Genomic DNA, 22902 nt, shown 5'->3' with positions numbered 1-22902 from the left:
TGACCCCTGTCGATACCATGATTATGGTAGACATCACTGTGTGCGACGCGCATGTCGAACAGCTCCGCCGATCGCGTTCGCCCCACCTCAAGGAAGAGGTCTGCGCGCATGTCCCGTTCCCGTCTGACCCGCTGGTCCGCGGCCTCCGTGGCCGCGATCGCAGCCCTCGTTCTCGCCGGTTGCGGCGGCGGATCGTCCGGAGGTGACGCGGCCGCCCCCGCCGCGTCCGACGCGGAACGCGCCGCCTGCGTCGACGCGGCGAACCGGTTCCTCGCGGACTGGGGCGCGCTGCCCACCGCGCTGCCCGCCTCCCCGCCCGCCCGCTACACGAACGTCACCGCGCCAGTACCGCCCGGAAAGAAGATCGCCTACCTGTCGCAGGGCTACCCCGCGGACAAGACCACGTCCGAGGCCATCGCCGCCGCGGTGGCGAAGGTGGGATGGACCTCGCAGACCTACATCTACGACTCCACCGTTCCGGACCTGCAGGCCAAGTTCCAGACGGCGCTTGAGACCAAGCCTGACTACATCGGGCTCTCCGGGTTCCCGGCCGCGGCCATCCAAAAGCAGATCGACGCGGCGAAGGAGGCGGGCATCGGCGTCATCCTCGCGTCGGTCACCGACCAGCCGGCCGGCCCCACCGGCCTCGCCGCGACCGTCAACGGGACCGACACGGCCCAGCTGATCGGGCGGATCCACGCGAACAAGGTCCTCTCTGACTCCGGGTGCAACGCCAAGGTCGCGCTGTTCACGATGGACTACCCGATCCTCAAGGTCACCGACGACGCCTTCCAGGCGGCGCTCACCGAGAAGTGCCCGGCCTGCACGGTCAAGGTCACCGCGCTGCAGCCCCAGGACCTCGGGACGCCGAAGGCGACCGCCCAGATGATGGCCCAGCTCCAGGCCGACCCGTCGCTCAAGTACGCCTACACCGAGATCGGCAACATCGCGAACGGCCTGGCCCAGGCGCTGAAGACCGGCGGCCTGGAGGATGTCCGGATCTTCGGTGAGGTCCCGGACGAGGCGAGCTACGCCGCGCTGCGCAACAACACCAACGCCTGGTGGGTCGACCAGTCGTCACTCACCAACGGCTACGACATCGTCGACGCCGCCGTGCGGATCGCCGCGACCGGGCAGCCGCAGACCGACGCCGGCGGCTACCCGCTGGCCCTGCTGACCCCGGAGAACGTGCCCGGCGGCACCGGCATCCCGACGATCCCCGCCAACCTGCTGGACCTGTACTCCGCCACCTGGCGCCCGGCCTCGTGACCGTCCCCTACCTCGCCCGACACCGTCCGGAGGCACACCCGTGACCGACGCAGCCAGCCTCTCCTCGCCGATCTTCACCCGCTCCGACCGGCTCAAGCTCGGCGTCTTCCACATGAACTGCACCGGCGGGGCCACGCCGTCGACCGCCGAGGGCGGGATCAACCCGCTCGAGTGGAGCCAGCAGGTCCGGATCGCGCAGCTCGCCGACCGGGCTGGTTTCGACGCGTTCATCCCGATCGCCCGCTGGCGCGGCTACGGTGGCCCGTCGAAGTTCAACGACGAGCAGTACGAGGCGATCCCGTGGGCCGCGGCGATCAGCGCCCTGACCGAGCGGATCGCGGTGTTCGCCACCGCGCACGTCCCGCTAATCCACCCGGTCCGGCTTGCCAAGGAGGTCGCGACGCTCGACCACATCTCGGGCGGCCGCTTCTGCCTCAACGTGGTGGCCGGCTGGAACCAGCGTGAGCTGGACATGTTCGGCGTCGAGCTCATCCCGCACGACGAGCGCTACACCGTGGCGGGGGAGTGGATCCGGTTCCTGGAGAAGCTCTGGGTCGAGACTGAGGAGTTCGACTTCGACGGCACGTACTTCCGGTCGAAGGGCGCGCTGAGCGACCCGAAGCCGATCCAGCGCCCTCGGGTGCCGATCATGAGCGCCGGGTCGAGCCCGGCCGGTGTCGCGTTCGCGGCGGAGTACGCGGACATCTGCTTCGCGGTGGCGGACTCGCCGGAGACCCTGCAGCCGCTGGTTGCGCGGATCAAGGACGCCGCCGCCGAGCGCGGGCGGACCGTCGAGGTGTGGACCCAGGTCGGCGTGATCTGCGGCGATACCGAGGACGATGTCACCCGCCGGTACGACCACATCGTCCGCGAGCACGGCGACGTCGAGGCCGTCACCAACCAGATGACCATGCTGATGGGCGGCGGCGGGAAGACGCTGGACTACAAGCTCGACCCCGCCATGCTCGAGCGCATGATGGCGATGCAGCACTCCTACCAGCTGTTCGGCACGCCGGAGCAGATCGTCAAGAAGATGCAGCAGCTGGCGGACATCGGCGTCGACGGCATGAGCATGATCTGGCCGGACTACGAGACGGGCATCGCGAGGTTCCGCGATGCGGTGATCCCGCTGGCCGTGCAGGCCGGCCTGCGCTCCGCGGGCTGACGGCTCCCCACCGAAAGGCAGTGCGATGACGCAGACCTCCACCGAGATCGTCGAGGGCTTCTTCGCCGACGTGAACGCCGGCGAGTTCGAGTCCGCCTTCGGCCGGATGGCCGCGGATGCCGAGTTCTGGATCGCCGGCCGCGAATGGTCGGTCGGTGGCACCTACGACCGGGACGGCGTGATGGCGGTCACCACCGGGAAGATCGCGCCGGCGCTGGCTGGCCCGCTGAAGATCACCATCATCGGCATCACCGCCCAGGGCGAGCGGGTCGCCGTCGAGACCGAGACGACGGCGCCGACGACGTCCGGCGTGCCGTACAACAACCAGTACCACTTCCTGTTCGTGGTGCGGGACGGTGCGATCGTGCAGGTCAAGGAGTACCAGGACACCCTGCACGCCAGCCGCGTCATCGGCCCGTAAGACCCAGCGAGAGGACCGTGTCCCGTGGAGTTCGGTGTCTTCATCCCGTCGGCCAACAACGGCTGGCTGGTTTCGGAGAGCGCCCCGCAGTACCTGCCCACCTTCGCGCACAACAAGGAGATCGTGCTGCTCGCCGAGCGGCACGGCCTCGAGTTCGCGCTGTCGATGGTCAAGATGCGGGGCTACGGCGGGCCCACGCGGTACTGGGACTACAGCCTCGACTCGTTCACACTGATGGCTGCACTCGCCGCCGTCACGGAGCGGATCCGGCTGTTCGCCTCGGCGCCGATCCTCGCGCTCGAACCGGCCGTCGCCGCCCGGATGGCGACCACGATCGACTCGGTCGCCCCCGGGCGGTTCGGGATCAACATCGTCACCGGGTGGCAGGCCGCCGAGTTCGAGCAGATGGGCGTGTGGCCGGGGGCGGAGCACTACCGCCGCCGGTACGACTACGCGGGTGAGTACGTGACCATTCTGCGGCAGCTGTTCGAGACCGGGATGTCGGATTTCAAGGGCGAGTTCTTCACCTACGACGACTGTCGGCTGCTGCCCGCGCCGAGCGCGCCGATCACCGTGGTCGGCGCGGGGCAGAGCGACCGGGGCATCCGGTTCTGCGCCGAGCACGGGGACGTCAACTTCGTGGCGGCGGAAGGGCGCAACACCCCCACGGCGTTCGCGGCCACCGCAGAACGGGTCCTGGCCGCGGCGGCGCAGACCGGACGCGAGGTCGGTGTCTACGTCCTCGTCATGATCATCGCCGCGGAGGCGGACGACGAGGCGTGGGCGCGTTGGCACGGCTACGAGGACGGGGTCGACGTCGAGGCGCTGACCTGGATGACCAGCCAGTCCTCGTTGGACACCGTGCACCGCGACGCCGACCGGTCGTCGGTGCAACTGATGACCAAGCTGGCCGCGACCAAGGCGGTCAACCAGGGCCTCGGCGCGCTGATCGGCTCCTACGCCTCGGTGGCCGGGATGCTCGACGAGATGGCGGCGGTCCCCGGTGTCACCGGGATCATGCTGGTCTGCGACGACTTCGTGCGCGGGATCGGCGACTTCGGCGAGCGCATCCAGCCGCTGCTGGCCTGCCGGGCCGACCGGGTCAGGCGTAGACCCGGGCGGCCCGACAGTGCTCAGGTGCGCGGCAGCCCGGCCAGGTACTCGAGGGTCTCGGCCAGGGAGACCACGTCCGCGTACCGGTCGGCGAGGTCCCAGAGCGCGGCCTCGCGCGAGAAGGTGCGCGGATCGTAGGAGCAGTCCTCGACCAGCACCGCCCGGTACTGGTACGCCGAGGCGTCGACCGCGGTGGCCCGCACGCACCCGCTCAGCGACGTCCCCGTGATCAGCACGGTGTTCACGCCCAGCTCGGTGAGCCGCTCGTGGAGGCCGGTGCGGAAGAACGCCGACGCGTGCGGCTTGTCGATCACCGTCTCGCCGGGCTCGGTCGTGATCCGGTCGTCGATCTCGGCGGCCGGGGAGCCCGGCAGGAACTGCGACAGGTCCTGGGTGGCGCCCCAGCGCACGTCCGCTTCCTCGGGCGACGGCACGAACGTGCGGGTGTAGACGACCGGGGCGCCCGCCGCCCTCACGGCGGCGAGCAGGGCGGCGTTGGCCTCGAGGACGGGGGCCGCGCGCCGCTCGTCGGACAGGGTGAACGCCTGCTGCAGGTCGACGACGACGAGCGCGGGCCGGGTCCCGAAGCCCAGCCGGGTTCGGGTCCGGCGCAACTCGCGGAGACGGTCCACCTCGGCGTTGAGATCGACGTCGTCCGGCACCTCGCCGCCGCCGAACAGCGACGCCGGGGTGCTCATGCCGACACCACCGCGGCCGGGGCGGTCGCGCGGGCCGCGAGCAGGAGGTCCGCCGCCTTCTCGCCGACCATGATCGTGGGCGCGTTGGTATTGGAGCGCGTGACGCTCGGCAGGACCGACGCGTCCGCGACCCGCAGCCCCTCGATGCCGTAGACCCGCAGCTCGGGGTCGACGACCTCGCCGATGGCGCACGTGCCGCACGGATGGTGCGTGGTCACCCCGGTCTGCCGGACGAACCGCAGGATCGACGGGTCGTCGTAGCCCTCGGGCCCCAGCAGCAGCCGTCCGGTGCTCACGGCCTTGAACGCCGGCTGCTCGGTGATCTCGCGCATTCGGCGCATCCCGTCGCAGGTGGTCCGGCGGTCGTAGCCGGTCATCAGGTAGTTGTGCACGATCCGCGGCGGCGTGGACGGGTCGGTGTCGCGCAGCTCGAGGTAGCCGCAGCTGGTCGGCTTCGACGGCCAGCCGATGACCGACACTCCGTCGCCCGCGATCCCGATCATCCCGCCGATCATCGCCGGGACCCCGTTGACGTGCCAGTTCGGCTCGGCGACCGCCGGGCTCGACCGGATGAATCCCGCGGTCTCACCGACGTTGGAGCTGATCGGGCCGCGGCCCTCGGCCTCGTACAGCGCCAGCGCCTCGTCGGTCAGCGAGCGCTGCAGCGAGGGCAGGGTGGACTCGTAGCAGAGCCCGCTGCGCAGGTGGTCCTGCAGGTTGAGCCCGACGGGCAGGTCCGCCCGCACCGGCACGCCCAGCGCGGTGAGGTGGGTGGCCGGGCCGATGCCCGCCAGCATCAGCATCTGCGGCGAGCCGTACGCGCCCGCGCAGACCACGATCTCGGCGTCCGCGCGGTAGTCGGTGGGCCCGCCGTCCCGGTCGACCCGCACGCCGACCGCCCGCGAGCCCTCGAAGAGCAGGTCGGACACGGGCGAGTCGGTGAGCACGGTGAGGTTCGGCCTGCCGCGGTTCGGGCGAAGGTAGCCGGTGGCGGTGCTCCACCGGCGCCCGTCCCGCTGGGTGACCTGGGTGAAGCCGACGCCCTCCTGTGTGGCGCCGTTCATGTCCTCGTTCAGCGGGTAGCCGGCCTGCTGCGCCGCCTCCAGGAAGGCCGCGGACAGCGGGTGCCGCGAGCGGCCGTCGGACACCGCGAGGGGGCCGCCCGCGCCGTGGAAGTCGTCCGCGCCGCGATCGTTGTCCTCGCACCGGCGGAAATAGGGGAGGACCTCCGCGTAGCTCCACCCGGTCGCCCCCGCCGCGGCCCACTCGTCGTAGTCCGCGGCGGCGCCCCGCAGGTAGACCATCGAGTTGATCGACGACGAGCCGCCGAGCACCCGTCCGTGGTTGAGCGTCATGACCCGCCCGCCGAGTCCGGGCTCGGGCTCGGAGCGGAAGTCCCAGTCGTACGCACTGCCCAGGAAGCTCGGCGCCTTCACTGGGACCGTGAGGTCCGGTGAGTTGTCCGTGGAGCCCGCCTCCAGCAGCAGCACCGACACCGCCGGGTCCGCCGAGAGCCGGGCCGCGACGACGCAGCCCGCGCTCCCGGCCCCGACGATGACGTAGTCGTACCGGCCCTCGGTCATGATCACCTTTCAGGGTTCGACGCGGCCCGGCGACCCGGGACCGCGGCACTGCGGTCGGTCGGCCCGTGCGCGAGGCGCGGGGGATCAGATGGTGGGGCGCGGCACCCCGAGTTCCTTGTACGCCGCCTCCACGTAGGAGTCGTCGAACGTCGCCGTGACCAGCGGTGACTGCGCCTGCTCGGGGGTGAGCTCGGCGAACTTGGTGGTCGCCGCGATCGCCTCCGCGGAGAACGAGCCATCGGCTGCCAGGAAGGCGGGCTTGCTCAGCGCCCAGTCCTCGGCCAGCAGCGCGTCGTTCGGGTGGGCCTGCTGGAACTCCGGCGGCATGAGCGCGTAGAAGGCGTTCACGTCCGCGGCGTCCCGCACCTTGAGCAGACCCTGTACGTAGGCGGTGACGACGGCCTGGGTGAGCTCCGGGTACTGCTTCCGGAAGTCGTCGGTGACGGCGACGGTGTTGCCCAGCAGCGGCCCGACGACTGGCCCGTAGGCGTCCAGGTCGTTCGAGTTGAACACGACATAGCCGGTCCCGCTGGTCAGGGCCTTGGCCGCCGACGTCGGGTCCATCGCGACGATGTCGGCCCGGCCGGACTGCAGGGCGGGCTCGAACGCGGCGATCGCGCCCAACGCGACCCCCTTCTGGTCGGCCCAGCTCAGCCCGGCGTGCTCGACGATGGCCTTGCTGCCGCGCTGGCTGCCGGAGCCCTCGGAGGCGTAGCCCCAGGTGGCGCCCGCGTACTTCGCGACGTTCGTGCCGCGCTCGGCCTCGTACTTCTTCGCCCCGACGAGGACGATGCCGCCGCCCGTGAACATGTTGGCGGTCGACACGACCGCCTGGTCCTGCAGGGCCGCCTGGAGCGAGACCCCGGCCGAGGTCGCGGTGTTGACCTGCACGCCGCCGCTGAGCAGCGCCGTCTGCGCATCCGTGGCCTTGCCGAACTGCTGGAACGAGATCTCGGTGCCGAACTCCTGGGCCACCTTGTCGAACTCGGGCTGCGCCGCCCACAGCGGCGCCATGATCGTGAGGTAGCCGGCCGTGGCGATCGAGACCTTCTCTGGCGCCTTGGCGGGGGCGCGCGAGCCGGTGTTCTGGGCGCCGCCGCAGGCCGAGAGCGTCAGCGCGGCGGCGGCGACCGCGGCGACCGCCGCAAGTCGGGATGCGCGGAACATGGTGGGAACTCCTCCTGGGAGTCGCCCGCGGCCGGACCGACCGCGGACGACTGCCGTCTCCTCGTCGAGTGGGGGATGGGACCGGGGGGTCAGCTGGTCTGGCGCCGGCGGCGTGCACGCCGCTCGTTGGCTCGTCGCCGCGGGCGGGGAGGAGAGCGCGGTGGCGGAGGATCCTCCAACGGCTGGACGTGCGTCCACGGTTCGCTCCTGTCGGCCTTCAGCTCTGAAGGGGGCACCGCACTCGATACGGCCACACGGCATCGAAATGTTGCTATCCTGTGCAGAGATGGATGGGCGCAGAGTCGCACGACTGCGGAACGTCGGTCAATGACCTCCAGGCGAATCGGTCGGATCCGCCTCGGGCGCCGAGGTGTCGTTCCGGCATTGCGAAAACCTGATCATGATCAACCTCGTCGGTCGGGACCGCAGAGGCGTCGAGCGTCTTGTCGGTCACGGCAATGCGTCATATTCTGATCACCCTTACCCGGCTAGTGATCGCGGCCTGGCCGGTCCCACAGAAGGAAGAATTGGCGATGAAGGCCGTTCCCATCACCGACAGCCTCGGTGTCGAGCTGCGGGACCTGGACATGTCGAAGCCGTTCGACACCGACGAGGTCGGGGTGCTGCGGGAGGCGTTCGACAGGGGCGGTGTCGTGTTGGTCCGCGGGCAGAAGCTGCGCGACGAGGACCAGGACCGGTTCGTGAAGACCCTGGGTGAGCTGCACACCTTCCGGTGGGGCACCCAGGTCGAGTACCTGTCCAACGTCATCAAGGACAACCCGTCGCTGGCCGGGTCGCGGCGGCTGTTGTTCCACAACGACGGCGCCTACCGGGAGAAGGTGGCCTCGGGCACCTGTCTCTACGCCCAGGACGTCTCGCCGACCTCGCCGCCGACCGCGTTCGCCAACACCGTGCGGGCGTACAAGAACCTGCCGCAGGAGATCAAGGACGAGATCGAGAACCTGCACGCCTGCAACGCCTTCGACATGTACGAGACCGAGGCCGAGCAGAAGCGGGTGCGCCTCGCGGACTACCCCGAGGGTGCGGACCTGTCCGGCATCCAGTCCTACGAGCACCCGCTGGTGATCACGGTGCCGCACACCGGGGAGAAGGCGCTGTTCGTCAACGAGTTCAACACCAGCCACATCGTGGAGTACGGCGTGGACTCGCAGCGCGGCGAGGAGCTCATCCAGACCCTGTTCTCCTACGCCTACGCCGAGGACAACGTCTACACCCACCACTACGCCAACGACGACCTGGTGCTGTTCAACAACTGGGCCGTCCAGCACGCCCGCACCGGCCAGATCGACCACAACCCGCGCACCCTGCGACGACTCGTGCTGGAGTCGCTCAACTGGTGAACCGGTCCGCTGCGGGCGGCTCGACGACACGTGGCCGGCCCGCCGACGATCGAACGCACCACCTTGCCATCCATGCTGGTGGCTGACACATGGCCGGACGACTCCCGAGCGGGGACGCCGGAGAGCCCGCCGGTGGAGCGCCGGCGGTCGAGGGGATGAACCGATGTCGGGTCCGGCAGCTCGCGCGATGAAGCAGTCCGAGATCGTCGCCCGACAGATCGTGGCACAGATCCTGGGGGACGGCCTGGGAGAGGGCACCCGCCTGCCCACGGAACGGGCGATGCTCGAGGAGTACCAGGTGGGGCGCAGCACGCTGCGCGAGGCGCTGCGTCTGCTGGAGAGCCGCGGGATCCTCAGCATCCGCACCGGGCGGGACGGCGGCCCGGTCGTCCGGCGCCCACGCCCCTCGGACCTCGGCGAGGCCATGACGTTGATCCTGCAGTTCGAGGGGGTCGCGTTCTCCGAGGTGTTCGCGGCCAGACAGGCGCTCGAGCCCGTGCTCGCCGGCATGGCGGCGAAGAACGCCGACCAGGCGGCGCTCGACGGGCTGCGGGAGTGCGTGGACCGGATGACCCTGTTCATCGACGAGTCCTCGGTGTTCCACGGCGAGAACCTGCGGTTCCACGAGCTCGTGGCGAGCGCCGCGGGCAGCCCGGTGCTGGAGCTGCTCAGCAGCGCCGTGGAGTGGGTGGCGGACGGCATCGCCTTCGGCTCGGTGGATGCCGGGTTCTCCGACAGCCAGCGTCGGGTCGCGCTGACCTGGCACGAGCGCATCTTCAAGGCCGTTGCCTCCGGGGACGCCACGGCGGCCGAGGCGATGATGGAGGGCCACCTGCAGGACTCCCGCGAAGCGTGGATGTACCGGTACAACGACGTGACCCAGCCTCCCGTCCAGTGGACGCCGATCACGGAGGCCCCGGTATAGGGAGGCGATTGCGAGGGCGCGGGCCAGTCAGGCGGTGCGCGCGCTGAGGGCCCGCGTGGCGCCCCGCACGCCGCGGCGGTTGCCGCTCGCTCCTGGCACCATGAGGTCCACGAGCGCGACCGTCGCGGCACTCGCGGCGTCGCCGTCCTTGGCGACCAGCGCGTCCTGTAGCTTCCGGTGCAAGGCGTTCCACTCGACCCGGTCCGTCCGCGGGGACCGTCGGGCGTCCCCGACCGGCACGTCGTCCCGCAGCCCGTCGAGCACCGACTCCACCGCGGCGACCAGGATCGCGAGCACCGGGCTTTCCGCGCCGCGGGACAGCAGGTCGTGGAAGCGCCGTGCCTCGGCCTCGAAGACAGGGCCCTGGTCGATGTAGCGCTCCATGCGGTCGACGCACTCGTCCATCGCGGTCAGAATCCGTGGGGTCAGGCGTTCCGTAGCCCGCCGGACGAGCCGCGGCGCGAGCGCGCGTTGGGCGGCGAAGACCTGCTCCGGGGCGATCCCGTCGAAGCGCATCGCGAGACTGATGGCCTCACCGAGTCCGAGGGGCGTGGGTGTCGGACCACCGGACCGCCCTCGCGGCCGGTCTTGATGCTCAGTACTCCGCGGCTCTCCAGCAGCCGCAGCGCCTCACGCAGTGTCCCGCGGCCGACCTGGTACTCCTCGACCATGACCTTCTCCGGGCCAGCCGCGTGCCCTCGACCAGGCCGTCCGCGATGATCTGCCGTGAGATCTGCCGAGCGACGATGTCCGACTGCTTCATCGCCCGACGAGCGGGACCGTGCGAGCAGGACCTCCGGAAGCGACGTGGGACCACGGACCCCCGAGCCGTCGACGTCGCTCGCGAGGGGAGTGATTCCCGACAGTCTGCCAGTCGCGGGCCGGGCCGGGCCCATGCCGTCTGTCAGGTCTCCCTGGTAGTCCGCGTCATGCCCGCCGTCGTCGGAGCTGGTACAGGTCCGCGGCGTGGAGCTGCGGGGCCCGCGCGACCAGGTCCTCGAGGTCCTCGTCCGCGTCGATCCAGAGTCCGGCGAGCGCGTCCCCCCGGCCCTCGGCCAGGAACAGGGTGGCCGCGACGGCCTTCTCCGGCGTGCCCGGCCGCATCGCCGCGGCCTGCTCGCCCAGGTACTTCCGGGTGGCGGGCGAGGCAGCGAACCGAGCGACCATGTCGGTGGCGATCGTGCCCGGGCGCAGCGCGAACACGGCGATCCCGTGCTCGGCGACCTCGCCCGCGAGCGAGTCCGACAGCCGGACGACGGCGGCCTTCGCGCTCGCGTAGGCGCTGTTGTGCGGGGTGGCCCGACCCGCGGTGCCGGACACCATCGAGATGATCCGCCCGCCGCGGCGCTCGATCATCGACGGCAGGACGGCGGCCGCGCAGACGGCCGAACCCAGCAGGTTCACGCTGACGTCCCGCCACCATTCGCCCAGGTCCGCCTCGTGCAGGGGGCCCTGGGAGGTATTCAGGCCCGCGTTGTTCACCAGCACGTCGACCGGGCCGAGCCGCTCGGCGACGGCGGCGACGGCGGCGCGCACGGCGACCTCGTCGACCACGTCCGCCGCGACCCCGGCGACCTGCCCCCCGGCCTCGGTCAGCAGCTTCTCCGTCTCGTCCACGGCGGCGGCGTCCCGGCCGAGGAATGAGACCCGGGCCCCGCGCCCGACAGCACCCTCGACGATCGCCCGTCCGATGCCGCGGGTCCCGCCGGTCACCAGAACGTGGCGACCGGCGAGCGGGGCCCGCCCGGGCACGTCAGGACTCGCCGAGGACGACGTCGGTGTGCTGGCCCAGCGTCGGGGCGGGGGAGGGGTCGGCGAGCATGCACCCGTCGATCAGGAACGGGGCGCGGACGCGTCGGACCCGGCCTTCGGTGGGGTGGTCCTCGACGACGATCGCGCCGGACTTCTCCAGGTGTGGGTCCTCGAGCAGGTCGTGGAAGGAGTGCACCCGGCTGGCCGGGACGTCGAGCTCCTCCATGATGTCGAGCCACTCGTCCGTGGTGCGGGCCTTGAGCTCCTTGGCGAGGAAGCCGTACGCCTCGTCGATGTGCAGCGAGCGCCCGGAGACGCTGGTGTAGTTCGGGTCGGCGGCGAGGTCGTCCCGCCCTAGCCACGTCAGGAACGACACCCAGTGCTTGTCCGTGTAGAGCATGACGCCGAGGTAGCCGTCCGCCGTGGCGAAGGGCCGCCGGGAGGGCGACATGGTCCGCGGGTAGAGCGGAGGGCCCTCCGGCGGGTCGAAGGTCAGCCCGCCCAGCTGCTCGACCACGGTGTAGGCGACCATCGTCTCGAACATCGGGATCCGGACCGTGGCGGAGTCGTTGCCCTTCTCCCGGCCCAGCAGCGCGGCGCAGATCCCCAGCGCCGCGTACAGGCCCGCCGTCTTGTCCGCGACGGCGGCCCGGACGTACTCGGGCTGCTCGCCGCGGCCCTGCACCCACGCCATGCCGGAGATGGACTGGGTGGTGTCGTCGTAGGCCGGGCGGTCCTCGTAGGGGCCCGGCCCGTAGCCCACGATCTCGCAGAGCAGCGCGGAGGACCCGGCCTCGGCCAGGCCCTCCTCGGTGAGCCCGATCCGTCCCGCCGCGGCGGGCCGCATGTTGTGCACGACGGCGTCGTAGCGGGGGAGCAGGGCGGTGAACCGCTTCCGGTCCTCGGGATCCTTGAGGTTCAGCAGCACACTGCGCTTGCCGACGTTCAGGCCGAGGAAGATCGGCGTCATGGCCTCGTTCCGGCCGCGCATCAACGAGCGCGTGATGTCGCCCGCGGGTGGCTCCACCTTGTCGACCGTGGCACCCAGCTGCGCGAGCAGCAGGGTGCAGTACGGACCGGACATGGTGCCGGTGAGGTCCAGGATGCGCAGCCCCGTGAGGGGCCCGGAGGCGGTCTCGCTCATCAGTTCCTGCTCAGTTCGGGGTTCTGGGGCCGGGTCAGTAGCCGGCCGGGGGCTGCCAGACGTCCTTGGCCTGCAGGACGCGCGCGAAGCGGCCGGCCTTGTGGTCCGGCTCCACGATTGCGTGGCCGTGGCAGAACTCGATGCCCAGACCCTCGGGGATGCCGTGGAAGTAGAACCCGATCGAGCCCGACGGCGCGTGCTTGAGCAGGTCGTCCCGCAGCTCGAAGCCCGACCGCTGGACGATGGCGCGGGCGCGCATCACGTCGTCGAAGGTGTCGGTCTGGAAGCAGAGGTGGTCGACCCGGGGCGGGCCGGGACGCTGCTGAAGGACCAGTGAGTGGTGGTAGCGGTCGGTGGCGTGCAGGAAGACCGAGGTCTCCTCGATCCAGTCCGACTCCCGCAGGCCGAGCACCGCGGTGTAGAAGTGCAGCGACTTCTTGAAGTCGCCCACCGCGATCGCGGTGTGCAGGATGCGCTCGAGCTTGACCCACCTGGGCGCGTTCGGCCACGGGACGGACAGCATGCCGCGGAACAGCTCGATGGTGGTGCCGTCCGGGTCCGCCAGGCGCAGCAGCTCGCCGACGCGGTCCTGGGCGACGGGGTCGGTGCTGCGCTCGTAGGGCACGCCCGCCTCGTCGAGCACGGCCTCGGCCTGCTCGAAGGAGACCGACTCGTCGAGCTCGAAGCCGATGGTCCGCAGGCCGCGGGCCACGCCCTCGTCGGAGCGGAGCACGACCCAGTGGTGGTCGTTCCCGCTCCCGAGATAGACGGCCTCGTCGGTCTTCTCGTTGACCTGGAGCTGGACCTCGTTGACGAACATGTCGGTGGCGACCTTCAGGTCGTCCACCTGCAGGACCACGTAGCCGAGCCGGTGGGCCAGCCTCGGGGTGGTCTCGGTGAAGTCGGGCATGGCCGGTCCTCGTTCCGTGTCACGCCGGGTCGGTGGTGGGCCGCCCCGGTGAGTCGATGTCAGATGCGTGCGAAGTACTCGTCGATCGGGAGGTCCTCCCAGAGCAGGCCCTGGGAGCTCATGTAGCGCTGGAGTGCGGTCAGCGTGGGGAGGTTCGCCTCGATCCCGTAGGGCCAGGGGTCGCCGCCGAACACCGCGACCTGTTCCTCGGCCGCGGCGGCCGTCCACGGCAGCGTGACGTACGAGACGGCAGGCTGCAGCAGCTTCTCCACCGCGGTCCGCTTGGCCTGCTCGAGCGCGGTGTACAGTCCTGCGACGTCCTCCGGGCGGGACTCGACGAACTCCCGCCGCAGGACGAACACGTGCATGATCGGGAAGATCCCGGTGCGCCGGTAGTAGTCCTTCTCGACGGCCACGTGGTCGGCGAACAGCCGCCGGATGCCCGGCGGCCGCGGCACCAGCCCGGCCGAGGTGATCACCGCGTCCAGGTCGCCGGTGGGTAGCTGGTTCAGCAGGGGCCTCGAGCGGTCCGCCTTGGTGATCTCGACGCCCGCGGGCAGCCGGACCATGTCCTCGGTCAGCGACGCGGGGTCTCGGCCGGTGAACCACCGGATGTCCGAGGCCTTGAGCCCGGCGTCGTCCTCGAACGTGCCGCGCAGCCAGACGGCCTGGGTCATGCCGTACTCGGCGAGCCCGACCCGCGTGCCCGCCAGGTCCGCAACGGAGTGCAGGTCCGAGTCCTCGGCGACCCACACGTTGCCGTGTCGGAACGTCCGCGAGATCCAGACGGGCAGCGCCACGAGGTCGCTTCGCTCCTTCAGCTGCGAGCGGCGGGTCATGTAGAAGGAGATCGACATCTCACCGCCGTCGGCCGCAGAGTCGTGCGACAGGGCCTCGAAGGCCGCCTTCGGCCCATCGAGGTACTCGGGGACGATGTCGAGTCCGACTTCCCGACCGGCGGCGGGAAGACCCAGCACGCGGTCGTACTGGCCGCCGAACAGCAGCTTCACCGGTCGAGCCGTCATCGGATCTAGTTCCCTTTACCCTTGCAACGATGTGGAGAGAAGAGGGTGTCCCGACCTGCGGAACGACCCGGCCCACGGACAGCCTAGCATCAAATATGCACAGGCTTAAAGGTCACGCGCCCGGTGCGGGCATGACCACGTCGTAGCGGTCGTGGCGGCGGCCGCCCTCGGGCCCGCCCTCGTGCTGCTCACCCTCCGGGTCCGGCCGCACGCCTGCGGTCAGCAGGAAGCGCAACAGCTTCACGAGCAGGCCCTGGGCATCCTCGTCGCCTTGGTCCCACAGCAGCAGCGGACGCCCGAGGCAGACGTGGGCGCCGCCGCCGAGGCCGATCCCGAAGGGCTGCACCGACGGGTCGAGCGGGGTGCGGAACGGGTCGAACTCGTTCGCGTCCTCGCCGAAGACTGTCGTGTCCCGGTTGGCGGCCTGCAGCCACAGCGACACCCAGGTGCCCTGCGGCACCTCGCGGCCGGTCGTCTCGAGCACGGTGTCCTTCACGGCGATCCGCACGACGTGCGGCCGCGAGGACCTGTGCAGGCGCATGGTCTCCTTGACCATGTGGCCGAGGAACTCCTTCTCGGTGATCCGGTCCCGGTACTCCGGGTGCGCATCGAGCCAGGGGGTCGCGTCGTCGAGCGCCCACGCCATCTGCGAGACGGGGTTGTTCACGGCGGCCGCGAGCAGCGCGACCATCTCGCGGAAGATCAGCTCGATGTCAGGCTCGTCGCTCTGGCCGAGCATGCTGGTGATCAGGTCACCGGGCAGGTCGTCCGCGCTCGCCTCGCCCGCGCGGACCTTCTCGACGAGCGCCCGACGGCGCGCGAGGCTCGGGTCGAACATCTCCTCGCGGATCAGCGCCCGGTTCTCGCGGGCGGCGACGAGGATCTCCGCGTGCCGCTCCTCGGGCTGGTACTCCAGCGTGAGGCCTTCGAGGACGGGCTCGACGAGGCCCATGAAGCGCTCGACCTGCGCGGGGTCGTCGATGTTGTCGAGGCCGACGAACGCCGCGGTCAGCCGCCAGATGATCCGCCGGCCGACCGGGATCAGGTCGAAATGCACCCTGCCGTCCCGTGGCTCGACGGACTCGACGACCTCGGCGAGGTAGCGGGCGAACACATCGTCGATCAGCGTGCCCTCGGCGCCCCATGGCTGGTCCGAGCTGATCATCTTCATCAGCGCGCGGCGCCGGCCCATGTGCTCGCGGCCGTCGAGGGCGACCAACGTCCCGTGCACGAACTCGTCCGATCCGGCCTTTGTCCCGCCGATGACGAAGTCACGGCTGCGGCGGAAGACCTCCTCCACCTCCCGGTAGCCGCTGAGGTGCACGAAGGTGTCCCGGTCCCATGCGGTGCTCTGCGTCATTGCTGATCCCATCGTCGTCGACAGTTCGGGTGTGGCCCCGGTGGCTAGTGCGCGGCGCCCGCCCCGCCGTCCACCCACAGGGTCGTGCCGGTGATGTAGGTGGCGCCGTCGCTCAGCAGGAAGCGGATCGACTCGGCGATCTCCTCCGGCTGCGCGAGGCGCTCGATCAGCTGCGAGCCGCGGACGGCCTCGGCGAGGATCTGCTCCCCCTCCGGGCCCGCGGGCAGCAGCGTGCGCGGCATGGCGGTGTCGACCGCGCCCGGCGCGACGGCGACGACCCGGATGCCCCGCGGCGCGAGCTCCTGGGCGAGCGCGCGGGTCAGGTACACCAGCGCGGCCTTGCTGGCCCCGTAGAGGCCCATGCCGGGGGTGATCTGGGCTGCGCTGCTGGAGCTGATGTTGACGATGACGCCGCCGCGCCCCAGGTGGGGGAGCACCGCGCGGGTCATCACCAGCCCGGCACCGACGTTGATCCGGAAGATCCGGTCGACGTCGGCCATCTCGGTGTCGGCCAACGGCTTGCCGAGCATCACCCCGGCCACGTTGACCAGCCCGTCGAACGGGCCCTTCAGCAGGCGCGCGCCGCGGGTCACGACCTCGGCGGCCGCGTCGCCGTCGGTCGAGTCGAGGGCCTCGCAGACCACCGATGCGTCGTCCGGTGCCTTGGCCGCGAGGACCTCGGCGGTCTCCTTGAGGCCCTCCGCCCCGACGTCGGTGCACAGCAGCGACGCCCCCTCCAGAGTGAGGGCCAGCGCGGTCGCGCGGCCGATCCCGCCGCCGGCACCGGTGACGACGTATCTCCTGCCGGTCAACGATGAGCCGGACATGGGCACCTCCAGGGGAGACGTGCGGACTGTCAGAGGTCGAGCACGAGTTTGGGTGAGCAGGAGCGGCCGACGCAGATCAGCATGGTGCCGTCCTCGTCGTGCTCCTCGGGGGTCATCATGGTTCCGCGGTGGTCGGGCTGTCCTTCGAGGACGCGGCTCTCGCAGGAGCCGCAGTAGCCCTCCTGGCAGGAGAAGTCGATGTCGGGACGGACACCGCGGACGACGTGGAGCAGGGTTTGGTCGGCGCCGACGGTGAGGGTGACACCGGACTGGCGGAGCTCGACCTCGAAGGGCTTCTCGCCGTCCTCGGGTGGGGCCACGGCCTCGCCGGCGGCGAAGCGCTCGATGTGCAGCCGGTCGGCGATGCCGACGGCCTCGCATGCCTTGGTCGTGGCGTCGAGCAGGCCCTCGGGGCCGCACGTGTAGATCTGGGTCGACTCGTCCACGTCGGCCAGGGCGACGACGACGTCGATCAGGCCCTCGACGTCCTGCGGGACGAGCTGCACCCGCTCGGGGTGCTTCGCCAGGAGCTCGGAGCCGTAGACCATCGACTCGGCGGTCCGGCCGCCGTAGAGCAGCTTCCAGTCCGCGCCGCGGTTCTCCACCTCCTCGATCATGGCCTTGATCGGGGTGATGCCGATGCCGCCCGCGAGGAAGAGATAGCTCGGGGCCGGGACCAGCGCGAAGTGGTTGCGCGGACCCGAGATCGGCAACTCGGTCCCCACGGTGACCGTGTCGTGGATCTCGGTCGAGCCGCCGCGGCCGTTCGGCTCGCGGAGCACGCAGACCGTGTAGCTGGTGGTGTCCGAGGCGTCGCTGCACAGGGAGTACTGCCGGGACAGGCCCGAGGGGAGGTGCAGGTCGATGTGGGCACCGGCCTCCCAGTCGGGGAGTTTGTCGCCCTCGACGGGGGTGAGGACGAGCCGCAGCACGTCAGGTGTGACGTGCTCGGCCTCGGCGACACGGACGGTGGTGCGACGGAAGTCGTTCTGGTCCATACGGGCTCCTTCGACCGGGGTGTCGTGCAAGCGGCCCGAACTGCGCAGCAGCGGCATGAGCCTGTTTACCATGATGAGAGTTTGCGCCCAGCAACACAAGCGTTCGTGGAAACGGCGGTCCTCACGGGGTGCGGGCGTCGGTCAGGACGACATCGCTCCCGCGGCCACCGTCGCGTCGAGCGGGACGACGACCCAGTCGCCGTCCCTCCGCGTGGGTACCTCGAAGCCCGCCCTCGCCGAGATCTCGGCGATGTGCTCGACGATCTCGACCGAGGCCGGGTCGTCCGCTGTGAGTGGGGCGGGCTGCCCCTGGGTGTTGATCAGGCAGGGCAGGTAGCCGACCTCGGTGACCCGTCCGTCCTCGATGCGCGCGCGGGCGATCATCGTACGCCGCGCGACCGGGTGGAAGGGGTAGGTCGGGTAGGCCGGATCCCTGCCGATGGCGTAGCCGTCGAAGAGCGCGTTCATCTCCTGGATGCCCGGGCTGTCCAGGTTCGGCGGCGTCGGCACGTCGAGCACGAAGTTGCCCAGGCCGTGGAAGATCGCCTTGCCCTTGTACAGCTGGATCGGCTTGACGACGTGCTGATGGCAGCCCAGCACGAGATCGGCGCCCGCGTCGATCGCGGCGTGGGCGATCTCGGTCTCGTACTCGGCGATCGTGGCCGGCACGAAGTGCAGGCCCCAGTGCGGGGCCAGCACCACGACGTCCGCGACATCCTTCGCGGCCCGCACGTCCGCCACCATCGCGGCGAGGTCCTCGGGGTACACCGTGGTGTGGATGTGGGCGGGGGAACCGGGCTGCTCCAGCTCGGCCTGCTCGTAGGTCGTGGTGACGCGCAGGGGGGTGGCGCCCGCGCTGTCGTCCGTCGCCTCATAGCCGGGCCAGAGGATCGAGGAGTAGGCGAGGAAGGCGACGCGCGTGCCGTTCGCCTCCACGATCGCCGGCCTGCGGGACTCGGTGAGGTTCGCGCCCGCGCCGCAGCTCGCGATGCCGAGCTTCGCCAATACCGTGAGCGTGTCGAAGAAGGCCTCCTCCCCGGCGTCGAGGTGGTGGTTGTTGGCGAAGGACATCACGTCGAAGCCGGCCTCGGAATAGGCCTCGGCGTTGCGCGGGTGGGCGCGCACCATGCCGCGCGAGTGGGGGTTGGGCTCGCCCCGCTCGGAGTAGGTCGACTCGCAGTTGCCGTAGGTGACGTCTCCGGCGCGCAGCTCGTCCGCCACCAGGGTCAGCGCCGAGTCGGGCTCGGCGCGGTTGACGGCGACGTCTCCCACGGCGCGCAGCTCGACGACGCGGGCGGGGCTGGCGGGCTCCGGCACTGGAGGCTCCTCACGGTGATGGGATGCTCCTCGGCGAGCCGAGGCGCATGCGCTGCGGTCGCCGAACTCAACTCGCCTAATCATAACTATGGTTACCGACCCCGACAAGTCTCTGGCCCGACGGCGAAAGGGCCGTGACCAGCGCCGAGAACGGCACCGAGCCGGGACGGAAGTCCGGCCCGGCTCGACGCGCTCGGTTACCTGGCCCTGGTCGGCGCGGGGTCGTGAGCATTCGGGAGGTGCGGCCCCGAGGTCCGGCGAGGCGGCGGACTCGGCGGCGAGGGCGGTTCGGGAGCGGGCGCTCAGGAGGCCGGGGCGGCCTGCAGCGTCGGCCGCGGGATCCCCAGCTGCTGGTAGGCCTTGTCCACCATCGAGTTGTCGACGAACGAGGTGGCGGCCGGCGAGCTGAGCTCGGCCTCGGTGAAGTCTCCACCCGCCGTCGTGTCCTTCACGGCCTGCTCCGAGGTGGACCCGTCCGTGGGCAGGAAGCTCGGCTGGGTGAAGGCCCACTCGACGTCGAACACCGCCGCGTCGGCGTGCGCCTCCTGGAAACCCTCCGGCATCATCGCGAGCAGCTTCGTCGGGTCGGTCTCGGCCCGGACCCGGTTCAGGCCCGCGACCACCGCGGTCACCAGGTCCTGCGACAGCGCGGGGTAGGTGTCCTGGAACTCCTTGGTCATGATCAGGCCGTTGCCGATGACCGTGCCGGTGACCGGGCCGAAGGCCGTGAGGTCGTTGGAGTTCAGGACCGGGTATCCGTCCCCGTCGTGCACGCTCTTGGCGGCCGACGCGACGTCCATCATCGCAATGTCGACGCGGCCGGACTGCAGCGCGGGCTGTGACGCGGCGATCGAGCCGGTGGCGATGCCCTTCTGGTTCGCCCAGTCGAGGCCCGCGTGCTCGGCGGCGGCGCGCAGGTTGATCTGGCTCAGCGAGCCCTCGGAGGTGTAGCCCCAGTTCCCGCCGTCGTACTTCGCCAGGTCGGTGCCGCGCTCGGCCTCGAACTTCTTGGCCCCGATGGCGACGGTGCCCGCGCCGTCGAACATGTTCACCACGTACCGGAGCTCGTCCTTGGCCAGCGCGGCCTTCAGTCCGGTGTTGTAGCTGCAGTTGCAGATCTGCGCGGCGCCGCCGAGGACGGCGGTGAGCGCGTCGTTGCCCTTGCCGAAGCTCGGGTAGGTGATCGTGGTGTCGTACTTCTTCTCGATCTCGGCCAGCTCGGGCGCCGCGGCCCAGAGCGGGGCGTAGGAGGTGACCCAGTTGCCGGTGACCGAGATGGCCAGCTCGGTGGGGGCGCCGTTGGGGCCCTCCGCCGAACGCTCGGCGTTGCCGCCACAGGCGGTCAGGGCCAGCAGGGCTGCGGTGCACACGGACAGCAGGGGTACGGCGAGACGACGCGAACGCATCAGCACTCCATGGGCGTTCCGACGGGTTACGGTCGGAGACGAGTCGAATCTCCGGCTGAAATGAGGATAAGTATGCATACAGTAAACAGATCTGCGTGCTGAGTCAAGATTTGCCCATGAACCCGTTCCTGCCCGGCATCGGATCGTCCTCGCCCCGCCTTGAGGACGAGGAGCTGCTGAAGGGCCGAGCTCGGTTCGCGGCCGATCTCGAGGTCGGAGGTGCACTGACCATGGTCTACGTGCGCTCTCCCGTCGCCCACGCCCGGATCGAGGGCATCGACGCGACCGAGGCCAGGGCGATGCCCGGCGTGCGCGCGGTGTTCACCGCGAGTGATCTCGAGGTCGGGCCGCTGCTGCTCTCCCCGATGACGGACATGATCCCCACGCCGTTCCACCGGCCGGCCCTGGCCTCCGACACGGTGCGCTTCGCGGGGGAGATCGTGGCGATCGTCGTTGCAGAGACCCCGATGCAGGCCGAGGACGCGGCGGGGGCGGTGGAGGTCGATCTCGACCCGTTGCCCGCAGTCGTCGACCCGACATGGGCGGCCTCGGCGGAGGCGCCACTGCTGTTCCCTGACACCGGTTCCAACGTGGCGCTGCGGATCCCCTTCAGCGGTGGCACGGCACCTGCGGAACACGCTCCGGTCACTATCCGTCACCAGGTGTTGAACCAGCGGATGGCCGTCGCACCGATGGAGGCGAACGCCGCCGTCGCCGTGCCGGAGCAGGACCACATCACGCTCTGGGCCTCCACCCAGTTCCCGCACCTGGTCCGGGACGTCATCGCGGAAAATCTCGGGATGCCGAAGGAGCGGCTGCGGGTGGCCTGCCCGGCCGTCGGCGGCGGGTTCGGCGGCAAGACGCCCCTGGAGGTCGACTACATCCTCGTGGTCGCGGTGGCGGCCGCACTGGGGGAGCCGATACGGGTCGTGCAGAGCCGCAGCGAGAACTTGACGACGATGCACGCCCGCGGCCAGCTGTTCGAGGTCACCCTGAGCGCGGAGCGGGACGGCCGGATCACCGCCCTCGAGGTCGAGACCCTGGTCGACGCCGGCGCCTACCCCGGCATCGGCTGCGGCATGCCGATGACCACGCGGCTGCTGGCCGGCGGGGCCTACGACATCCCGAGCGTGCGTTTCGACATCACCGCCGTGGCCACCTCCACCTCGCCGGTCGGGGCCTTCCGCGGCGCGGGCAGACCGGAGGCGATCTCGATGCTGGAGCGATCGGTCGACATGCTGGCGGCCGAGCTCGACATCGATCCGGCGGAGCTGCGCCGCCGCAACCTGCTGCGGCCCGAGCGGTTCCCACACACGACCCCCACGGGCGCGACCTACGACACCGGCGAGTACGAGCGCTGCCTCGACGCGGCCCTGGAGCGGGCCGGATATGCGGAGCTGCGCGCCGAGCAGAAGCGTCGCCGCGCGGCGGGGGACCGGGTCGTGCTGGGCGTAGGCCTGAGCTTCTACGTCGAGGTCTCGGCCAACAACACCGGCTACGGCAAGGAGTACGGCCGGCTGACCGTCGACGCCGACGGCGGCGCTACGCTCGACGTCGGGACCTCGGCGCACGGCCAGGGCCACGGGACCGTCTACGCCCAGATCGCCGCGCATGCCCTCGGCATCCCGATGGACCGGATCCGGCTCGCGCACGGCGACACCGACCGGGTGCCGTTCGGAATGGGCACGGGCGGCTCGCGCTCCACCCAGGTCGGCGGCAGCGCGGTCCTTCTGGCGGCGGAGGCGGTGCGGGACCAAGCTCTCACCCTCGCAGCGCACCTGCTCGAGGCGGATCTCGCCGACCTGGAGATCGTACCGGGGGAGGGGATCGGGGTCCGGGGCGTCGCCTCGCGAGTTCTCGACTGGCCCGCGCTGGCCGCCGCGGCGGCAGACCCGCAGCGCCGCCCGGAGGGGATGGCGGAGGGGCTGACCGCGGCCCCGGGGTTCGACCAGGGCGTGGATGGGACGGCTCCGTTCGGCTGCCACATCGCCGTCGTCGAGGTGGACACCGACACCGGCATGGTCGACCTGCGCCGGATCGTCGCGGTCGACGACTGCGGGGTGCAGGTCAACCCGATGCTGGTCGAGGGTCAGGTCCACGGTGGACTCGCCGCGGGCATCGGGCAGGCCTTGTTCGAGGCGATCACCTACGACGACGAAGGGAACCTGACCACCGCCTCGTTCGCGGACTACGGGATGCCTTCAGCGGCGGACCTGCCCCCCTTCGACACCGGGCACACCGTGACGCCGGCGCTGCGGAACCCGTTGGGCGCCAAGGGCGTCGGCGAGGCGGGTACCACCGGATCCACGGTCGCGGTGCAGAACGCCGTGATCGACGCGCTGGCCCATCTCGGCATTCGGCACCTCGACCTGCCGCTGACGCCCGAGCGGGTGTGGCGAGCCATTGTGGAGGCCTGAGACGACCGCGACCCCCGTTCACTGTGTTGAACGGCGGACGCGGG

At 70.8% G+C, this 22902-nt stretch carries 20 protein-coding genes; 7 read left to right on the top strand and 13 right to left on the bottom strand.

The window, feature by feature from the left end; translation table 11 throughout:
- Positions 1–108: 108 nt before the first annotated feature.
- Genes ACQP04_RS24770 through rutA form a run of 4 tightly spaced genes read left to right on the top strand, consistent with a single transcriptional unit; the run spans position 109 to position 4106 of the window.
- Entirely contained in the window at positions 109–1269 is a 1161-nt protein-coding gene (locus ACQP04_RS24770; RefSeq protein ID WP_433502955.1) for a sugar ABC transporter substrate-binding protein, read from the top strand.
- 40 nt (positions 1270–1309) lie between these two features.
- Positions 1310–2434 (top strand): LLM class flavin-dependent oxidoreductase, encoded by a 1125-nt coding sequence (locus ACQP04_RS24765; RefSeq protein WP_433502954.1) that lies wholly within the window; start codon positions 1310–1312, stop codon positions 2432–2434.
- A 25-nt stretch (positions 2435–2459) separates the two neighbouring features.
- Positions 2460–2855: a nuclear transport factor 2 family protein gene (locus tag ACQP04_RS24760; RefSeq protein ID WP_433502953.1), complete on the top strand. Its 396-nt coding sequence runs from the start codon at positions 2460–2462 to the stop codon at positions 2853–2855.
- Between the two features lie 24 nt (positions 2856–2879).
- Complete coding sequence (rutA, locus tag ACQP04_RS24755) at positions 2880–4106, top strand: pyrimidine utilization protein A (protein ID WP_433502952.1); 1227 nt, start codon at positions 2880–2882, stop codon at positions 4104–4106.
- Here rutA and ACQP04_RS24750 read toward each other — a convergent pair.
- The 3 genes from ACQP04_RS24750 to ACQP04_RS24740 all read right to left on the bottom strand — a co-directional run bounded on the left by ACQP04_RS24750 (position 3989) and on the right by ACQP04_RS24740 (position 7416).
- Positions 3989–4666: a cysteine hydrolase family protein gene (locus tag ACQP04_RS24750; RefSeq protein WP_433502951.1), complete on the bottom strand. Its 678-nt coding sequence runs from the start codon at positions 4664–4666 to the stop codon at positions 3989–3991. The two genes, rutA and ACQP04_RS24750, sit on opposite strands and share 118 nt — an antisense overlap.
- Entirely contained in the window at positions 4663–6249 is a 1587-nt protein-coding gene (locus ACQP04_RS24745; protein ID WP_433502950.1) for a GMC family oxidoreductase, read from the bottom strand. The genes ACQP04_RS24750 and ACQP04_RS24745 overlap by 4 nt, the downstream gene beginning before the upstream one ends.
- 84 nt (positions 6250–6333) lie before the next feature.
- Complete coding sequence (locus ACQP04_RS24740; RefSeq protein WP_433502949.1) at positions 6334–7416, bottom strand: ABC transporter substrate-binding protein; 1083 nt, start codon at positions 7414–7416, stop codon at positions 6334–6336.
- A gap of 533 nt (positions 7417–7949) precedes the next feature.
- Here ACQP04_RS24740 and ACQP04_RS24735 point away from each other — a divergent pair.
- Both ACQP04_RS24735 and ACQP04_RS24730 read left to right on the top strand, forming a co-directional pair.
- Positions 7950–8777, top strand: a complete 828-nt coding sequence (locus ACQP04_RS24735; protein WP_433502906.1) for a TauD/TfdA dioxygenase family protein — start codon at positions 7950–7952, stop codon at positions 8775–8777.
- Positions 8778–8964: 187 nt separating this feature from the next.
- Complete coding sequence (locus ACQP04_RS24730) at positions 8965–9702, top strand: FadR/GntR family transcriptional regulator (protein ID WP_433502948.1); 738 nt, start codon at positions 8965–8967, stop codon at positions 9700–9702.
- 27 nt (positions 9703–9729) lie between these two features.
- Here ACQP04_RS24730 and ACQP04_RS24725 read toward each other — a convergent pair whose 3' ends face one another.
- The 10 genes from ACQP04_RS24725 to ACQP04_RS24680 all read right to left on the bottom strand — a co-directional run bounded on the left by ACQP04_RS24725 (position 9730) and on the right by ACQP04_RS24680 (position 20441).
- Positions 9730–10218 carry a FadR/GntR family transcriptional regulator gene (locus tag ACQP04_RS24725; protein WP_433502947.1) on the bottom strand — a complete coding sequence of 163 codons (489 nt, stop codon included), beginning with the start codon at positions 10216–10218 and terminating at the stop codon, positions 9730–9732.
- Between the two features lie 411 nt (positions 10219–10629).
- Complete coding sequence (locus tag ACQP04_RS24720) at positions 10630–11415, bottom strand: SDR family NAD(P)-dependent oxidoreductase (RefSeq protein WP_433502946.1); 786 nt, start codon at positions 11413–11415, stop codon at positions 10630–10632.
- Between the two features lie 40 nt (positions 11416–11455).
- Positions 11456–12598, bottom strand: coding sequence for a CaiB/BaiF CoA transferase family protein (locus tag ACQP04_RS24715; protein WP_433502945.1), 1143 nt, complete (start codon positions 12596–12598; stop codon positions 11456–11458).
- Between the two features lie 34 nt (positions 12599–12632).
- A complete protein-coding gene (locus tag ACQP04_RS24710; RefSeq protein ID WP_433502944.1) occupies positions 12633–13508 on the bottom strand; it encodes a VOC family protein in 876 nt (291 codons plus the stop codon).
- Between the two features lie 59 nt (positions 13509–13567).
- Positions 13568–14533, bottom strand: coding sequence for a hypothetical protein (locus ACQP04_RS24705; protein WP_433502943.1), 966 nt, complete (start codon positions 14531–14533; stop codon positions 13568–13570).
- A gap of 112 nt (positions 14534–14645) precedes the next feature.
- Positions 14646–15893 (bottom strand): cytochrome P450, encoded by a 1248-nt coding sequence (locus tag ACQP04_RS24700; protein WP_433502942.1) that lies wholly within the window; start codon positions 15891–15893, stop codon positions 14646–14648.
- Positions 15894–15937: 44 nt separating this feature from the next.
- On the bottom strand, positions 15938–16720 hold the full coding sequence (locus tag ACQP04_RS24695; protein ID WP_433502941.1) for an SDR family NAD(P)-dependent oxidoreductase: 783 nt from the start codon (positions 16718–16720) through the stop codon (positions 15938–15940).
- Between the two features lie 29 nt (positions 16721–16749).
- On the bottom strand, positions 16750–17718 hold the full coding sequence (locus ACQP04_RS24690) for a PDR/VanB family oxidoreductase (RefSeq protein ID WP_433502940.1): 969 nt from the start codon (positions 17716–17718) through the stop codon (positions 16750–16752).
- Positions 17719–17859: 141 nt separating this feature from the next.
- Entirely contained in the window at positions 17860–19035 is a 1176-nt protein-coding gene (locus ACQP04_RS24685) for a CapA family protein (RefSeq protein ID WP_433502939.1), read from the bottom strand.
- A gap of 302 nt (positions 19036–19337) precedes the next feature.
- Entirely contained in the window at positions 19338–20441 is a 1104-nt protein-coding gene (locus tag ACQP04_RS24680; RefSeq protein ID WP_433502938.1) for an ABC transporter substrate-binding protein, read from the bottom strand.
- A 116-nt stretch (positions 20442–20557) separates the two neighbouring features.
- Between ACQP04_RS24680 and ACQP04_RS24675 the strand changes: the two genes are divergently transcribed.
- Positions 20558–22858, top strand: coding sequence for a xanthine dehydrogenase family protein molybdopterin-binding subunit (locus ACQP04_RS24675; RefSeq protein ID WP_433502937.1), 2301 nt, complete (start codon positions 20558–20560; stop codon positions 22856–22858).
- Positions 22859–22902: the final 44 nt, after the last annotated feature.

Source organism: Pseudonocardia halophobica (genome assembly GCF_050948485.1).
GTDB lineage: Bacteria > Actinomycetota > Actinomycetes > Mycobacteriales > Pseudonocardiaceae > Pseudonocardia > Pseudonocardia halophobica.
Note: the sequence above shows the minus strand (reverse complement) of the source record. Positions and strands in the feature narration are given on the sequence as shown.

What these genes read in the sequence shown, in the direction of transcription:
- ACQP04_RS24680 (WP_433502938.1), bottom strand. Translation starts at nt 20,441, where the DNA reads ATGCGTTCGCGTCGTCTCGCCGTACCCCTGCTGTCCGTGTGCACCGCA.
- ACQP04_RS24770 (WP_433502955.1), top strand. Translation starts at nt 109, where the DNA reads ATGTCCCGTTCCCGTCTGACCCGCTGGTCCGCGGCCTCCGTGGCCGCG.
- ACQP04_RS24690 (WP_433502940.1), bottom strand. Translation starts at nt 17,718, where the DNA reads ATGGACCAGAACGACTTCCGTCGCACCACCGTCCGTGTCGCCGAGGCC.
- ACQP04_RS24735 (WP_433502906.1), top strand. Translation starts at nt 7,950, where the DNA reads ATGAAGGCCGTTCCCATCACCGACAGCCTCGGTGTCGAGCTGCGGGAC.
- ACQP04_RS24695 (WP_433502941.1), bottom strand. Translation starts at nt 16,720, where the DNA reads ATGTCCGGCTCATCGTTGACCGGCAGGAGATACGTCGTCACCGGTGCC.
- ACQP04_RS24710 (WP_433502944.1), bottom strand. Translation starts at nt 13,508, where the DNA reads ATGCCCGACTTCACCGAGACCACCCCGAGGCTGGCCCACCGGCTCGGC.
- ACQP04_RS24745 (WP_433502950.1), bottom strand. Translation starts at nt 6,249, where the DNA reads ATGACCGAGGGCCGGTACGACTACGTCATCGTCGGGGCCGGGAGCGCG.
- ACQP04_RS24705 (WP_433502943.1), bottom strand. Translation starts at nt 14,533, where the DNA reads ATGACGGCTCGACCGGTGAAGCTGCTGTTCGGCGGCCAGTACGACCGC.
- ACQP04_RS24700 (WP_433502942.1), bottom strand. Translation starts at nt 15,893, where the DNA reads ATGACGCAGAGCACCGCATGGGACCGGGACACCTTCGTGCACCTCAGC.
- ACQP04_RS24730 (WP_433502948.1), top strand. Translation starts at nt 8,965, where the DNA reads ATGAAGCAGTCCGAGATCGTCGCCCGACAGATCGTGGCACAGATCCTG.
- ACQP04_RS24750 (WP_433502951.1), bottom strand. Translation starts at nt 4,666, where the DNA reads ATGAGCACCCCGGCGTCGCTGTTCGGCGGCGGCGAGGTGCCGGACGAC.
- ACQP04_RS24675 (WP_433502937.1), top strand. Translation starts at nt 20,558, where the DNA reads ATGAACCCGTTCCTGCCCGGCATCGGATCGTCCTCGCCCCGCCTTGAG.
- ACQP04_RS24760 (WP_433502953.1), top strand. Translation starts at nt 2,460, where the DNA reads ATGACGCAGACCTCCACCGAGATCGTCGAGGGCTTCTTCGCCGACGTG.
- ACQP04_RS24715 (WP_433502945.1), bottom strand. Translation starts at nt 12,598, where the DNA reads ATGAGCGAGACCGCCTCCGGGCCCCTCACGGGGCTGCGCATCCTGGAC.
- ACQP04_RS24725 (WP_433502947.1), bottom strand. Translation starts at nt 10,218, where the DNA reads ATGCGCTTCGACGGGATCGCCCCGGAGCAGGTCTTCGCCGCCCAACGC.
- ACQP04_RS24740 (WP_433502949.1), bottom strand. Translation starts at nt 7,416, where the DNA reads ATGTTCCGCGCATCCCGACTTGCGGCGGTCGCCGCGGTCGCCGCCGCC.